Origin of the sequence: Psychrobacter immobilis (assembly GCF_904846175.1) — a bacterium.
In the GTDB taxonomy this organism is placed as follows: domain Bacteria; phylum Pseudomonadota; class Gammaproteobacteria; order Pseudomonadales; family Moraxellaceae; genus Psychrobacter; species Psychrobacter immobilis_E.
Map to the genome: position 1 here is coordinate 26,720 of NZ_CAJGZM010000006.1, position 16,350 is coordinate 43,069.

Consider the following 16,350-nt stretch of genomic DNA (forward strand, 5'->3'; position numbering starts at 1 on the left):
ATTTTTGCCCGCTTTAACGTCAGTGGTTTAAGGTTTGCCAGTTGCGTTTTTGCATAATGACTCCTACCATAGAGACGACCATAACAATAAGAATAGTGACAAACATAAGGATAAATAATGATAATGACTGCATCTTCTCAAGCTTTAACGGTTAATACTTGGAACCAGCAAACTACCAATATCTCTTACCAATTCGACTTTGCGCGCTTTTTAGAGCATTTGGTCGACGTATCGCTTACCTTTACCGCCGGTACTGACACGCCAAGTTTGTGGTTGCCAGCATGGATACCGGGTAGTTATTTAATGCGTGAATTTGCCCGTAATATCACCGCGGTACATTATCGAATAATGGATGATGAATGGTCGGAGGTGTACCGCGCAATAAAGACCGATAAAAATACTTGGCAACTGCCACATGCTAAAGCGGAGCAGGTAGTAGACGTCAGCTATGAAGTGTATTGTTATGATTTATCTGTGCGTACCGCTTATGTTGACCAGCAGCGTCTTTATGGCAATTTTACCTCGCTTGCCTTAGCGATTGAGGGACAAGAGCAAAAAGTAATAGAAGTTAATTTAATCGTGCCAGCGGCATTTTTGGCCGACAAAGACGATAGCCGTGTGCGCTTGGCATGCGGACTTGAGGCAATACCATCACAGAGTGCTAAGCTGCGAATATATACTCTACGAGCAGACAGTTATCAAGAGCTTATCGACTATCCGTTTGAGATTGGGGAACAAGATACCTTTGATTTCATTATTCAAGATGATAAGCACCAGACGATTAGCCACCATTTCTATCTAGCAGGTAAGCATAGTGCCAATATGGGACGTTTGCAGCAAGACGTCACTCAAATCTGTCAAACTTATTTAGATTGGCTCGGTGATGCGCCATTTGATGATTACACTTTTATGACCTTTGCCAGTGGTCAGGATTACGGTGGTCTTGAGCATATCAATTCGACCAGTTTGATCACCCCGCGTCGCGATTTACCCAGCGTTGATGAGCCAAAAGTACCAAGCGCCGATTATCAACGCTTTTTGGGCTTATGCAGCCATGAATACTTTCATGCGTGGTGGGTGAAAACAGTGCGTCCAGATGTGATGTTGGATGTGGATTTACGACGCGAAGCCTTTACGCCATTGTTATGGGTTTTTGAAGGTTTCACCTCTTATATCGATGATTTTATGTTGCAAGCTTCAGGCGTCATTGATAAGGCAAGTTATCTTAAATTACTAACCGAGCAAATTAATCGCTATTATCAAACTCCTGGGCGCGCGCATCAAAGCGTTGCCGAGTCGAGCTTTGACGCTTGGATTAAGCTATATCGCAATGATGAAAATACGGGTAATGCTGGTATCAGTTATTACAATAAAGGCGCTTTGGTGGCGTTATGTTTGGATTTAACGTTACTTGAAAAAAGTGACGGTCGTTATCGTTTGTTTGATGTGGTCAAAGCCTTTTATGAGCAAGCGAAGCAAAATGACAATCAGCGTATTGGTATCAATAGTGCCGATATGGGAACGGTAATCGCGCAGTTTATACCGTTAGCGGATTGGCAAGATTTTGAGCGACGTTATGTCAATGGCGTTGAAGAGTTACCGATGCAAGAGCTACTTGCGGCAAACGGTATTACAGTGCATAGCAACACTAAAGAAACGGCTGATAAATCTCTACCGTGGGGCATGCGATGTACGGAAACGCCTGCTGGACTTATGGTGAATCAGGTAAGGCGTGCAAGCGCTGCTGCTAAAGCAGGCATATCTGCGCATGATGTCATCATTGCTCTTGATGGTATCAGAGCTGACAGTAAGCAACTGGCTGCTGTATCAATGGCGCAATCTGAGACTGAATGTCATTTATTCCGTCGTGACGAGTTGATGTGTGTCAGCGTAGCAGCGAATGTGGCAAGTGAAATAAGAGATACCCAACAAGATAAAGTAGGCACAGCCAGTCCGCATAAGGTGAATCTAAAGCTGGAAAAGTTAGGGTTTGATAAATGGTTAACACCTGACTTTGTTAAGTCTTAAAGAGATAAAACTTTTTAAATCAATGCATAGTAATAGTAGGTAGGGTTAGTAAAGAATGCACCTGACTTGATATGATAAATAATCTGATAAATAAATGCTCGGGTTACGTTCCTACTAACCCGAGCCGATAGTGTCTTTCACTGATCAGGAATATTAGCCAAAGCGTTTCTGTAAATAAGCGATAATATCATTCGATTCATACATCCACTGAACCTCGCCATTTTCCTCAATACGTAAACAAGGTACTTTGACGCGCCCACCATTCTCAGCGAGCTCACTGCGAAATTCTAGATTTTTTTTAATATCTCGAAATTCGATAGGTAAATTTAATTGATGCATTTTACGTCGTACTTTTATACAAAAAGGACAGGCATAAAATTGATATAGCGATAAATTTTTACAGGCAGCAGTCACTTCCGCTTGCTGTTCCTGACTACGTGCCATTGGCTTACCTTGAGTTAATATACTCACAGCAGCAATGATCCGTCCTAAACCTTCTCTTATAAGATTAACTAACATACAGACCTCTATAGATTATATCGTGTGAGAGATAATACCACTTCCTCGTTTAAGTATTCAGTTAAGCGGTAATATCTGTAAATCAAAAATCTATAATAAGTTAGCTTATTCTTGAAAGTTGTCTATCTAGCATCTACTGAGCGCTATCAGTTAGATTATTAGTCTCTTTGCCATCAAATGATGTTCTGCCAATCCAATCTTGCATTATTTCGATTTCAGGCTCTTGGGCATTGATAATATCTTGTGCCAATTTACGCATTTCTTCATCAGTACCATATTTGAGCTGTACTTTTGCCATATCGATCGCGCCAATATGATGCGGCAGCATACCGCGCGCAAATGCCATATCAGCCTCAGGCTCTGCAATGCCTAACATCATGTCGCTATGCATGGTGTTCATCCCTTTAGCATAGGCCTCTTGCATGGCCTCAGTATTGGGTTTAGGTTCGGGCGCATCAGGGTGGCTGGCCAGCCATTTATTCATAATATCGATTTCAACTTGCTGAGAGTCGATGATGTCTTGGGCAAGCTTGCGCATGGTCTCATCAGTGCCATATTTTAGCTCAATCTTTGCCATATCGACCGCGCCACGATGATGACCGAGCATCCCTTTAGCAAAGGCGGTATCGGGATCGTTATAGCCCATACCAACCATCATCTCATTGTGCATACTGGTCATCGACTTCGTATAGTCTTGTAGCATGTCCGTCATTTGTGCTTCGTCTACTGCATCGCCAGTCTCAGTCATATCATGGCCAGCATGTGCGTCCATATCGTCAGCTGCTTCAGACGGCTCAGTCGTGGTTGCTATGGATTCTTCTGACGGTGTTACCTCAGTATCCTCTGTTTTTGGCTGGCAAGCACTCAGCAGCAAGGCCGCAAAGATACTAGTGACAAACAAGGTAAAACGACGAGAAGCGATCACAATATATCCTTACTATCAATAAAAGTAACAAATCGGACAAAAAATAAGCAAGCTGCACGCGATATCCGCTATATTAAATACAGATATAGCCCAAAGATAACATGGTTTTTCAGCTTAACAGATAAATCTTACTCGTTCGAGACGCTATGTTTAACAAGTCGTAATATCTTTAACGAGCGTAACAGCAAAGCCAATTTATGAGTGCTTAAATTTAATAGAAACATACAATTTACGATACTAGCGAGCTAATCAATAACACCTAGTTGCTGACAACGTTCACTACTTAAATGAATACGCACAAATTCACCAACGCCCAGTTCTCCAAGCTCAAATCCTGCCACTGACCAGCGTACTAGGCGCAAACAAGGCAGTCCTACATGCGCGGTCATACGTCGAACTTGACGATTTTTACCTTCATAGATGGTCAGCATAAGCCATGAGGTTGGCACACTTTTGCGCTCACGGATAGGCGGATCACGTTGCCATAAGTCAATTGGCAAGTCTGCTTCGTCGACCTGTAGCGCAGTCGCTGGTAAAGTTTTGCCATCTTTTAAATGGACCCCAACAGCCAATTGCTTTAATTGAGCAGCGCTTATTAAACCTTCGACTTGTACCAAATAGGTTTTACCTTGTTTTTGCTTATTCTGTGCAAAATTCTTGATTGATGGCGGCTGGGTAATGGCTTTGTTAACCCGTCCGTCACTGGTCAATATCAGCAAGCCTTCTGAGGTGGCATCCAGTCGACCAGCAATACGAAGAGATTTATCGGTGAAATACTCTGATAAGGTACTGTGGTCATTATTGCTGTCATCACGAAATTGACTTTGTACTCCGTAAGGCTTGTTGAATAAAATCAGGCTGGAGGTCGACATAAAATAGCGTTTCCAAAAGATAAAAAACTGAATATAGGATAAATATAAGCAATATTAAAACAGTGAGTGTTTGCTAAAAAACTAAACGTGTTATAAGTCGATTTTTATGATTGTCAATAACCATAATAAGATTGTGGTATTTATAATGTTGATAAATAAAAATGGCTCATACTAAACAAAAATTATCAGCGCGGCCGTTATCTTATTGCAATGAATAGGATAGCTTATAGTTTTTTACCATTATCTAGTTTATAAAATGTATTTCTAATTATTCTAATAACTTTGTATTTTACAGCTAAGTAGCTTGGCAATTTTTTGCGGTAGCTTTGACTCTTTTAAATGATTCTTAAGAAATTATTAATCCTACAAGTAACAATATCTTTAAATATTACTTTTAATAGTATTATACATCACCTCGCCAAGCATGTCGGCTTAGCTATGTTCTGTTCAATATGTCCCGCTCAGATAGCGCTATCGCACCGGGTGCCAATAAAGGCGGTTCAATCGCCGTTTATGAGGCAACTCACGGTACAGCGCCTAATTATGCCGGTCAAGACAAAGTCAATCTAGGCTCATTGATTCTATCTGCTGAAATTATGCTCCGCGATATGGGTTGGACAGAAGCTGCAGACTTGTGATCGATGGTATTAAAGGAGCGATTAAAAATAAGACCGTGACTTATGACTTTGAACGCTTGATGCCAGATGCTATTTTGCTCAGCAGCTCTGAGTTTGGTAAAGCCATTATTAAACATATGGATGCTTAATAAGTCAGGAAGTTACGCGACTGGTTAGCTAAGTTTTACCAAGTTATATTTTTAAAAGCCATCTACTTAATGTATATGGCTTTTTTATGGTTGTTCAGTTATTTAGCCATAAAAAATACCCCAAAAGTCTGAGACCTTTGGGGCGTTTTATTGATTACGATTTTAGCAAAGCTTGCTAGTTCTAATGTAAAGCTAATTACAACGAAGCATTAATTACAATGAAGCACCTATTATAAAGAAGCAATGGCTTCGTTAAATAAAGGACTTGGACGCATGGCTTTCTCAGCTAGCTCTTCATCTGCTAAGTAATAACCTTTTAGATCCATGGCTTTGCCTTGAACTGCATTGAGCTGCTCAACGATAGCGGCTTCATTGCTTTCAAGCTTTTGCGCCAGTGGTGCAAACTGTGCTTTTAGCTCGCTATCTTTGTCTTGAGCGGCCAACTCTTCGGCCCAATATTTTGCTAGATAAAAATGGCTACCACGGTTATCAAGCTCACCCGTTTTACGTGAAGGTGATTTGTCATTTAATAGCAGCGTTTCAGTAGCTCTATCAAGCGTATCTGCCAATATTTTTGCTTTGGCATTGTTGTCATTTTTGGCTAAATGCTCTAAAGATTCGGTCAAGGCTAAGAACTCACCGAGAGAATCCCAACGTAGATGATTTTCTTCAAGCAGCTGTTGCACGTGTTTCGGTGCTGAACCACCTGCGCCTGTTTCAAACAAACCGCCGCCTTTCATTAGTGGCACAACTGACAACATTTTAGCACTGGTGCCTAATTCTAAAATTGGGAACAAGTCAGTCAGATAATCGCGCAAAATATTACCGGTGGCAGAAATGGTATCTAGACCACGAGCAACGCGCTCCAAGGTATAACGCATCGCACGAACCTGTGACATGATTTCAATATGTAGACCGTCGGTGTCATAATCTTTTAAGTACATTTGTACTTTTTTGATCAGCTCGTTTTCATGTGGACGGTAAGGGTCGAGCCAGAAGATAACCGGCGTATCTGATTCGCGAGCACGGCGTACCGCAAGCTTGACCCAATCTTGGATTGGCTCGTCTTTGACCTGACACATACGCCAGATATCACCTTTCTCAACACGTTGCTCAAGCAATACTTCATTGGTTTCTTCATCAACGATACGAGCTATACCTGAATCGCTTGCTTCGAAGGTTTTATCATGTGAGCCATATTCTTCTGCTTTTTGCGCCATCAAGCCAACGTTAGGTACGGTACCCATAGTAGTTGGGTCAAAGTTGCCATGCCATTTACAGAAATTAATCATTTCTTGGTAAATACGCGCAAAAGTAGACTCAGGCATGACTGCTTTACAGTCATATAGTTTGCCATCAGCACCCCACATTTTACCGCCGTTACGAATCATAGCAGGCATAGAAGCATCGACAATCACATCACTTGGTGAATGAAAGTTGGTGATACCTTTTGATGAATCTACCATCGCTAGACGAGGACGATGCACTTGGCAAGCATGTAAATCACGCTCAATCTCTTCACGTAAGCTGGCTGGCAATTCAGCAATTTTTTCGTACAAACTTGCCATGCCATTATTGACGTTGATACCTAACTCGTCAAATAATGCACCATGTTTATTAAAGGCATCTTTATAATAGGTTTTAACCGCGTGTCCAAAGACGATAGGGTGCGAGACCTTCATCATAGTGGCTTTTACGTGTAGTGAAAATAAGATACCGGCTTCACGGCAATCTTCCATTTCACGCTCATAAAAGTCAAGCAGCGCTTTTTTGCTCATAAACATTAAGTCGATGACTTCTTTATCGAGCAAAGCAATACCTGATTTGAAGACATTAACCGTGCCGTCTTCAGCCACGCGCTCCATACGTACGGTGCGGGCTTTATCTAAGGTAATCGATTGTTCGCCGTCATAGAAGTCGCCACTGTGCATGTGTGAGACGTGCGTCTGTGACCATTGCTTCCATTCACCCATAGAATGCGGGTGCTTACGGGCGTAGTTTTTCACTGCTTTTGGCGCACGGCGGTCTGAGTTACCTTCACGTATGACAGGGTTTACCGAGCTGCCTAGGCTTTTACCATAGCGGCGACGGATTTCTTCTTCTTCTTCCGTTTGAGGCTCATCTGGAAAGTCAGGAATCGCGTAGCCTTTGCTTTGTATCTCTTTAATTGCCGCTTTTAATTGCCCCACAGAGGCACTGATATTTGGCAATTTGATGATATTGGCGTTTGGATCTTGGGTCAACTCACCAAGCGCAGCTAAGTTATTAGGAACGCGCTGCTCTTCCGTTAAGTATTCTGGAAATTCAGCCAACACACGCGCGGCAACCGAGATATCACTGGTTTCAACTTCGATGCCTGCTGTTTGGGTAAAGGCTTTTACAATCGGCAGGAATGATAAGGTTGCAAGCGCTGGGGCTTCGTCAGTTTTTGTATAAATAATTTTTGACATGTTAGTAGAGTATTCCTTGTTGTCATTAATGAGGTCAATAAAGCTGAAATATCATTTAACAGCTCTATACAGCCTTCATACAATAATGGGCTACGGGTCTAGTTCAAATACATCAAGTGTCGTCGTTTATTGCCATTCTAGAGTGTCAAGATTGCTAGAAAAATCTTTCATAAGCAGTGACTGACCTTTCTTAGGTTGGCCTTTCTTAAAAAGTCGCTGTAGCAAGCATGTATTTTATTAAAGGTCATTATTTAAAGGTCATCTTGACCATTTACTTCAAAGCTCTCAGACTAAAATGGTCTGAGAATGTATGACTGACGCCATATTATAGTCGATCCACTATAAATTCTATATGATGTCAATCTTGTACATTGAACTAAGTATACTATTTTCGCTCATATCCTATGTATCTGAATTATATTAAGCTAGTAATAACCTTATTCTACCAGTCATCAGCCTCGATATCATCCTTTGCAGACAATTTGCACGCTTTTAATACTATTTTCTGCATTCATAGGCGTATTTCTCAAATACAGAGGTTGTTAAAATATTAATTCTCTCAAAAGTAATACCTTCCTTTAAAAGTCGCTCTTTAACATAGCTATTTCTCTAGCGTTCACCGTATTCCATAGCCTAACCTAGGCCTTAATCTGAATCTAAACTACAAAAATAAAATAACGCTTCAGAAACGAGTCCGTTAAGTTCTCTACACCTCTGTCGATATCGTTGTCGATGGTTTTTTCATGCTCCCTTTTTAAACTGTTTAGCTAAAAATATTTTATTTTACTGATATGAGAAATTCATAAGTTTTTGCAAATTATGACAGTAAAGCTGTGATTATTTGATAGGCTAAACGTTAAAGAAAAACAATCTAAAAACCAGTATGGTAATAGTGTGGGAATTATGAATTTACAATATGCGTTACTCAGCGATAGCAGTTGGCAGCATTTGACCAATTGGCAAACGCCAGATACGCCTTTTATGTCGTTTGGGTTTTGGCAAGCATTGAGTGATACGGGCGCAATCGGCGAAAAAGCAGGTTGGTTGCCGATTTATATCTTAATCCATCGCTCAAACGATATAGCTAATGATGTAACTGAGGAAGCATTATCTTCGGCAAAGCTATCTTCATCAAAGCTATCTGCAGAACAAATAGGCCAGCCTATTGCGGTCATGCCTGTTTTTATTAAAGGTCATCATCAAGGCGAGTTCGTATTTGACCATGCGTGGGCACAAGCTTATGCGCAGTATGGACTCGATTATTATCCTCGCCTAGTTACTAGCGCGCCTTATACGCCAGTGACCGGCGAGCGTTTATGGCTAGCGGAGGGTGAGGCGCTAAATGCTGATATTTTAAAGGCAGCTATCGCAGGGGTTGATGATATCGCTCAGCAAGTAGGGGCCTCTGGTTGGCATGGTTTGTTTGTTACGTCTGAGATGGCTGCTATCGCCAATACAGCGCTGCCGACTGATATCGATATAGAAATGGCGCTTAAACGTCAAGCAAATGGCGATGAGGCAAAACCGATTGAGTTACCGATATTGGAGCGCCAAGGCTGTCAGTTTCTATGGCAGAATAAAAATATCGGTCAAAATAATGAACAATTTGCAGACTTTGAGGCATTTTTGGCAACACTCAGAGCCAAAAAACGCAAGACCATTCGTGCTGAGCGGCGTAAAGTTGCCGAGCAAGGTATTATATGCCAGCGCAAATGCGGCGCTGCTATCACTGAAGAAGATTGGAAAACGTTTTATCATTGTTATGTGATGACATACGCCGTAAGAGGGCAGCAGCCTTATTTGACGTTAGATCTTTTCAAGAAATTAGCTGCTAGCATGCCTGAGCATTTGATGCTGGCGCAAGCGTTTGATACCAATGCTAATATTATCGCAAGTAGTTTGTTTTTATACGATAAGCCAGAGAGTAAAAACGCAACGCTTTACGGTCGTTATTGGGGCGCGCTTGGTGAGTATGATAGCCTGCACTTTGAGCTGTGTTATTATCAAGGTATCGAGTTCGCTATTGAGCAAGGTTTGACGTATTTTGACCCAGGCACTCAAGGCGAGCATAAGCTGATTCGAGGTTTTATTCCGACCAAGACTCACTCATTGCATCGCATTTATGATGCGCGTTTTGTCTCAGCGATTAGCGATTTTTGTGCCAAAGATCGCATGCATATGGCGCAGTATCGAGAGCAGGCGTTTGAAGCCTTGCCCTTTAACATTGATAATATGCCGACGTTTGATAGTACTGATTAATGTTAGATATATCGTTTTTTTAGCAATTGCCTATGTAATAGCTTTCTCCTTAACCTTTTCCTATCAGCCGTAAACTATGACCTGTAATTTTTCTTGTTCTAACCCGCTATCTGCTCCCATTGAGCTATTAGATTTTCTCAATACTGAAGGTTCGCTCACTGCCATGCTTGAGGTAAAAGCAGGGCAACCGTTACGCGTCGAGCGTAGCTTTGAGGGTTATCGATTATTGTCCCTAGCGCAAAAAAAACAATTAGGGGTTCAAGGCGCGGCGCTGAGTCGCCCGCTCTTGGCCTGGGTACGCGAAGCACAGTTATATGGCAATGATGTAAAGCCATGGGTGCAAGCGCAAAGTATTTTTCCTTTAGCGAGTTTGAAGGGGCAGGCACGCCGTCTACAGCAGCTAAAAAGTACGCCGATTGGCTATGTGTTATTTAAGCGCAGTCGTACCTTGCCCAATCAGCGTTCTATCGAACATACGGCAGATGGTTGGCAACGGCAGACACTTTATGACTGGTATGGTCGTAACATACTTATCAGTGAGACTTTTTTAGCGGCGTTTTTGTCTAGTGCTACTTAATGTTGATGCATGCATTAACTAATGTATCAATAAATAAAACAGTCACCTTAAAGTGGCTGTTTTTTTTATGGGCGATAAATAATTATTTGACTAACAAATCGGCTAAGACTTAGAAGTAAGAAAGATAAAACAATGATTTCATTACGCATTTATTTCTCTAATAACGCCATTTAATTCCTTCAGCTTACAGTGAGGTTTTTTTGCGCTCATAGCACAAAGTTTCATGCTACACTTAATCTGTAGCGATGATATCGATGCCTACTAGCATCGAATTTATTGCCAATTTGGACAAGTCATTAATAGGTCAATTGCCTTTGCTTGCCCATTTTCACCTCCTTTTATTACTCGCCTCTTTTCAATGAGCACTACCATTAACGATAGCCACTACCTAGGACATCACTATGTTTAAAGATATTTCTATCAAAGAATTTGATCCAGTACTTGCTGAAGCCATGGCCGCTGAAAGCGTTCGTCAAGAAAACCACATTGAGCTTATCGCTTCAGAAAACTACTGCTCACAAGCAGTGATGGAAGCACAAGGCACTGACCTGACCAATAAATACGCTGAAGGTTATCCTGGCAAGCGTTATTATGGTGGCTGTGAGCATGTTGACGTCGTTGAGCAATTGGCCATCGACCGTGCAAAAGAATTGTTTGGTGCAGAATATGTGAACGTACAACCGCATTCTGGTAGCCAAGCAAACTCTGCTGTTTTCTTAGCATTATTAGAAGCCAATGATACCGTCCTTGGCATGAGCTTAGATGCGGGTGGTCATTTGACCCATGGCGCACATATCAACTTCTCAGGTCTGAACTACAACGCGGTACAGTATGGCTTGGTTGAAGAAACGGGTCTTATCGATTATGACGAAGTTGAGCGTTTGGCAAAAGAGCACAAGCCTAAAATGATTATCGCGGGTTTCTCAGCCTATTCACAAGTAGTAGATTGGGCACGTTTCCGCGAAATCGCTGACGAAGTGGGTGCTTATTTACTAGTCGATATGGCTCATGTAGCTGGTCTGGTCGCTGCTGGCGTTTATCCAAGCCCAGTACCATTTGCGGATGTGGTGACTACCACAACGCATAAAACCTTACGTGGCCCACGTTCAGGTATGATTCTTGCTCGTGATGAGAAGCTTGCCAAAAAATTAAATTCAGCGGTATTCCCAGGCAACCAAGGTGGTCCACTGATGCACGTTATCGCTGCCAAAGCGGTATCATTCAAAGAAGCATTAGAAGATGACTTTAAAACCTATCAGCAGCAAGTGGTCAAAAATGCACAAGCGATGGCAAAAGTTATCATCGACCGTGGCTATGAAATCATCTCTGGTGGTACTGAAAACCACTTGATGCTTATCAGCTTGGTTAAGCAAGAAATGACGGGTAAAGAAGCCGATAAATGGTTAGGTGATGCGCACATTACGGTCAATAAAAACGCCGTTCCAAATGATCCAAAATCTCCATTCGTGACCTCTGGTATTCGTATCGGTACACCAGCGATTACTACACGCGGTTTTAATGAAGCGCAAGCGGGCGAATTGGCAGGTTGGATTTGTGATGTACTAGATAGCCGCGGTGATGAAAAAGTGACTGCTGAAGTACGTGGTAAAGTTGAAGCTATCTGTAAAGAGCTACCTGTTTATGCTAAAAATCAGTGAGCTTTAATTAAGATATTTTAAAAGTTAGAAATAAAAAAACCGCTTAGCTTTTGCTAGGCGGTTTTTTATTTCATAAATTATTTTTAATCTAACGACATTGCATCAATAGTTTAAAACGGTATCTTCGTAAATATCTGCAAGATAGTCGCGTTAACGATATCGACAAAGAAAGCACCAACCATCGGCACAATCAAAAATGCTTTAGGTGATGGTAAATAGCGATCGGTCACTGCCTGCATATTAGCAATAGCCGTTGGCGTTGCGCCCATACCAAAACCCGAATGTCCCGCTGCCAGTACCGCCGCATCATAATCTTTGCCCATGATTCTAAAGGTGACAAAATAAGCATAACCAATCATGACGGCAGTTTGTACGAGTAAGATTATCAAGACCGGTCCTGCCAAATCTGTTAACTCCCACAGTTTTAGGGATAACAGCGCCATGGCTAAAAATAGGCTTAACGAAGCATTACCAATCACATCGATAGCACGGTCGAACATATCAAAATTGAACACCATGGTTAACGCATTACGGATAATAACGCCGCCTGCCAATGCCCAAACGAAGGTGGGCAGCTCAAATGCGGTGCCCTGTGCAACGATGGTCATCAAGTCGGCAAACGCTAAAGCGCCTGCAAACAATGCCAAACTTTCGATAGTAGAAGAGGCGGTAATCAGACGAATGTTATCAGGCTTCTCAAACATCTCTTCATGTCTATGATCGTCATCTTCAGTATGTTTGGTACTGTATAACGACTGCTTACCAGCTAATTTTTCCACCTCGCTTGGATTTGGATTGACAGGTGTTGGTTTAAGTCCCATTTTATTGATCAATCGACGTGCAACAGGACCACCAACCAAGCCACCTGCAACCAAACCATAAGTAGCAACGGCAATACCTAATGTGGTGGCACCAACCACACCATACTGTTCTTCTAACACAACACCCCATGCACCAGCCGTTCCGTGCCCGCCTGTTAGAGCGATTGAACCTGTGACCAAGCCGAGCAGAGGATCAAGCCCAAGCGCGCTTGCCATTGCTACGCCAACTACATCCTGCAAGATAATAAAAACGGAGACGACAATGGTAAAAATGAGTAACGGTGAACCACCAGCTTTAAGGCGTCCAAAATCGGCACTCAGACCAATGGATGCAAAAAACATCAGCATGGTCGCAGTTTGTAACGCTTGATTGAAGCTAAAGGTATGACCCCATATTAAATTAAGAGCATATACAATCGCAGCAGCAACCAGACCGCCTGCGACAGGCTCTGGAATATTAAAGTCTTCTAAGAACTTGATCTTCTTTACCAAGAAGCGTCCAAGCAAAAGTACCAGCGTGGCTAATATCAAGGTGTAATAGCCGTTTAGGGTGATTTCCATATGTTAATCCTTTATATAAATATAAATTAACCTGAATTCGGGATAAATCTGTTTTTATCTCGAATTCAGATTCTTATCTTATGGGCGACTCAAAGAATCGTCGGATGCCATAATAATCCAAAGTCGCGGTTTGCCAAAATCTTTGTAGGCGTCTTCAATGATGCTCTTAAAGACATTAAAGTCCTCAGTGTTGATTTTTTCTACCTCATTTAAGTAAAGCGTGAAATCTGTAATATCACTGTCGGTCATACAATCCCAAGCGCTGTCCCAATTATGGGCAAAATAGCTTGGGAAATTGGCGGCTTTCGCTAAGCTTTTCAGCAAACTTTCTTTATCTAAAACATCGCTAATTGGAATGTTAATCGCGTGCTCAGGAATGCTGTTAATAAGCGCTTCATCTTTTTGGGCAATGCTGTTTTGATTGTTTTTGATAATGCTATTTTGGTTAATTAGGTTTTGATTAATGCTGTTTTGACTAACATAGTAAATCGCTTGGCTCATATCAGTTCACCTGCAATTGTCGAAAGCTATCGTAATGGTCGACGGTCAAATAATAAATAGTCGGTGGATGACCGCCCGTCACAATACGCCGTGCGCCGCGACCAGAAACTCCCGGCGTAGGCACGGTATATTCGCGATAATAGCCTTGCGACTGGGCAGGTAGTTGACCTTCGCGATTATAAAAAGTTGTGCCATCTTTATCAGGGTAAGGAAACGGACCACCTTGTTGAATCAGCGCCAGCGTCTTATCTATTTGCGCATCACCTGTGATAGCTGCTGTACTAGAGTTAGAGTCAGTCTGCGATATAGAAGTTGCTGGCGTGCCATCTGCAAATAAACTGGATTTCAAATCCCCAAAGAAAAAAACCGCCACAGCAATAAGGGCGATGAAACTTAATAGAGTAGAAAAGCCACTTTTCTTATGTTGGCTGCCATGAGTATTTTTATGGCGATTGCTTTTCTGATGAGCATTTCGATTGTTTTTGCGTTGTGCATTATCTACGTTGTGTTGCGCTGAATTAGTCACTGAATTTTTTGAATCGACAGTTTCTAAGATACTCAATTCATTAGAGGTAACTTCAGTCGCACGCAACTGATTTTTGTCATTACGCTGACTGTTAAAATAGACGCGTTGACCCTCGCTTATAGGTTGCGATAAGCGCACGGTGCTGATATGAAAGAAGACATCTTCACTTTGATTGTCTACCTCAATAAAGTCATAGCCTTTATCGGCATTCCAGTGTTTAATCTTGCCACTTTGCATGGGCGCGGCTTCCTATAGCGGGGTTCTTATTCGGCAAAATAATTTTTATATGTCATATATAGCATATTTATCAATAATAAAAAAACGCCAGCAATGAAGCTGACGTTTTTTATTGATTATACTTGAATTGGGTCATAAATTATAGGGAGGAAATAATACGCTAGGCAGGTATTGAGCTAGGCGCGTGTTTCACCATGACCGTAGACAATCCATTTTTGTGAAGTTAAGCCTTCCAGCCCAACCGGTCCACGTGCATGGATTTTATCGGTTGAGATACCGATTTCAGCGCCAAGACCATACTCAAACCCATCGGCGAAACGGCTAGAAGCGTTAATCATCACGCTCGCCGAATCGACTTCACGGATAAAGCGTTGCGATTTGGTATAATTATCGGTAATGATAACGTCGGTATGCTGGCTGCCATGGGTGTTAATATGCTCAATCGCTTCATCGATACCGGATACCACTTTAACCGCTAAAATAGGCGCAAGATATTCGGTATCCCAGTCCTCGCTAGTCGCCGCTGACAGATGACCTTGAAGGGTAGCATTGTCATTTAAAATAGCCTGTGATTTGTCATCAAGGCGCAGTTGCATGGCGTCATCAGCTTTTACGATAGCTTCAGCAATCTTTGGTAATAACTCATCGGCGATGGCTTCATCGACCAATAACGTTTCCATGGTATTACAGGTACCATAGCGATGGGTTTTGGCATTGACGCTAACTTTAATAGCAATGTCGGCATCGGCATCGCTATCGATAAAGGTATGACAATTACCATCTAAATGCTTAATCACAGGGACGCGCGCATCACGGCTGATACGTTCAATCAGACCTTTACCGCCGCGTGGCACGATAACATCGACATACTCTGTCATGGTAATCAGCTCGCCGACGGCAGCGCGGTCAGTGGTCTCTAATACTTGCACACTATGCTCAGAGAGACCGACCTTGTTTAAACCTTTTAAAATACATTTAGCAATCGCTTGATTGGATTCAAATGCTTCAGAGCCACCACGTAAGATAATGGCGTTACCAGACTTTAGCGCCAAGGAAGCGGCTTCTAAGGTCACGTTAGGACGCGACTCATAAATCATCCCGACCACACCGAGTGGCACGCGCATTTTACCCAAATGAATACCTGATGGCTGATAGGTCATATCTGTCACTGCGCCAATTGGGTCGGGCAGCGCGGAGACGTCTTTTAAGCCTTGCAGCATACTATCGAAGCGCGCGTCGTTTAGTTCTAGGCGATCTAGCAAGGCGGCATCTAAGTTGTTTTGTGCACCCTTATCCATATCGACTTTATTAGCTGCTAAAATATCGGCTTTGGCGTTTTTTAACTCATCATAGATTGCCATTAAGGCTGAATTTTTATCGCCTGTATTGGCTGCCGCCAGTGCTCGTGATGCCGCACGTGCTTGCTGACCAACGTTTTGCATATATGCGGCAACATCTGTGGTATTCGATTGACTCATAAATTAACTTCCTTATAGTTATCAATAGAGGATTTCTGGATTAGTAATGTTAAATTCTAAATTATGAATCCTAGATTTTATAAAATGCTCATATATAGATTCAGGCATAAATAAAAGCAGCTAAAGCCGCCAATTATCATCAGTAATCCACAAAAATATATTTTTTAGCACC

The 16,350-nt window shown here is 42.1% G+C and carries 12 protein-coding genes and 1 pseudogene; 5 read left to right on the plus strand and 8 right to left on the minus strand.

The features are described from left to right. Positions 1-123: 123 nt before the first annotated feature. The gene (locus tag JMW39_RS09135; protein ID WP_201546187.1) at positions 124-2,028 is read left to right on the plus strand and encodes a M61 family metallopeptidase; all 1,905 of its coding nucleotides are present in this window, start codon (positions 124-126) and stop codon (positions 2,026-2,028) included. 153 nt (positions 2,029-2,181) lie between these two features. Here the strand turns inward: JMW39_RS09135 and JMW39_RS09140 are convergent, their stop codons facing one another. From JMW39_RS09140 to JMW39_RS09150, 3 genes are all read right to left on the minus strand, one after another. After that, positions 2,182-2,499, minus strand: a complete 318-nt coding sequence (locus tag JMW39_RS09140; protein ID WP_265088452.1) for a glutathione S-transferase N-terminal domain-containing protein — start codon at positions 2,497-2,499, stop codon at positions 2,182-2,184. Between the two features lie 181 nt (positions 2,500-2,680). Beyond that, on the minus strand, positions 2,681-3,472 hold the full coding sequence (locus JMW39_RS09145; protein WP_201546189.1) for a DUF305 domain-containing protein: 792 nt from the start codon (positions 3,470-3,472) through the stop codon (positions 2,681-2,683). 245 nt (positions 3,473-3,717) lie between these two features. Beyond that, positions 3,718-4,344, minus strand: coding sequence for a pseudouridine synthase (locus JMW39_RS09150; protein ID WP_201546190.1), 627 nt, complete (start codon positions 4,342-4,344; stop codon positions 3,718-3,720). A 473-nt stretch (positions 4,345-4,817) separates the two neighbouring features. Between JMW39_RS09150 and JMW39_RS09155 the strand changes: the two are divergent. Then, positions 4,818-5,110: pseudogene (locus tag JMW39_RS09155) on the plus strand (isocitrate/isopropylmalate family dehydrogenase); the annotation flags it as partial. A 230-nt stretch (positions 5,111-5,340) separates the two neighbouring features. On the opposite strand, the gene JMW39_RS09160 reads toward JMW39_RS09155, so the two are convergent. Then, positions 5,341-7,560: an NADP-dependent isocitrate dehydrogenase gene (locus JMW39_RS09160; protein WP_201546191.1), complete on the minus strand. Its 2,220-nt coding sequence runs from the start codon at positions 7,558-7,560 to the stop codon at positions 5,341-5,343. 903 nt (positions 7,561-8,463) lie between these two features. On the opposite strand from JMW39_RS09160, the gene JMW39_RS09165 reads away from it, so the two are divergent. From JMW39_RS09165 to glyA, 3 genes are all read left to right on the plus strand, one after another. Further along, positions 8,464-9,819 carry a GNAT family N-acetyltransferase gene (locus JMW39_RS09165; protein ID WP_201546192.1) on the plus strand — a complete coding sequence of 452 codons (1,356 nt, stop codon included), beginning with the start codon at positions 8,464-8,466 and terminating at the stop codon, positions 9,817-9,819. Positions 9,820-9,895: 76 nt separating this feature from the next. Further along, positions 9,896-10,396, plus strand: coding sequence for a chorismate--pyruvate lyase family protein (locus JMW39_RS09170; protein WP_201546193.1), 501 nt, complete (start codon positions 9,896-9,898; stop codon positions 10,394-10,396). A gap of 401 nt (positions 10,397-10,797) precedes the next feature. Then, positions 10,798-12,054: a serine hydroxymethyltransferase gene (gene glyA / locus JMW39_RS09175; protein WP_149490584.1), complete on the plus strand. Its 1,257-nt coding sequence runs from the start codon at positions 10,798-10,800 to the stop codon at positions 12,052-12,054. 110 nt (positions 12,055-12,164) lie between these two features. Here glyA and JMW39_RS09180 read toward each other — a convergent pair whose 3' ends face one another. From JMW39_RS09180 to JMW39_RS09195, 4 genes are all read right to left on the minus strand, one after another. Then, a complete protein-coding gene (locus JMW39_RS09180) occupies positions 12,165-13,436 on the minus strand; it encodes a sodium/glutamate symporter (protein WP_149490585.1) in 1,272 nt (423 codons plus the stop codon). 78 nt (positions 13,437-13,514) lie between these two features. After that, positions 13,515-13,937, minus strand: a complete 423-nt coding sequence (locus JMW39_RS09185) for a barstar family protein (protein WP_201546194.1) — start codon at positions 13,935-13,937, stop codon at positions 13,515-13,517. 1 nt (position 13,938) lies between these two features. Then, the gene (locus JMW39_RS13330; protein ID WP_201546195.1) at positions 13,939-14,700 is read right to left on the minus strand and encodes a ribonuclease domain-containing protein; all 762 of its coding nucleotides are present in this window, start codon (positions 14,698-14,700) and stop codon (positions 13,939-13,941) included. Between the two features lie 176 nt (positions 14,701-14,876). Then, the gene (locus tag JMW39_RS09195) at positions 14,877-16,178 is read right to left on the minus strand and encodes a glutamate-5-semialdehyde dehydrogenase (protein ID WP_201546196.1); all 1,302 of its coding nucleotides are present in this window, start codon (positions 16,176-16,178) and stop codon (positions 14,877-14,879) included. Between the last annotated feature and the right edge of the window lie 172 nt (positions 16,179-16,350).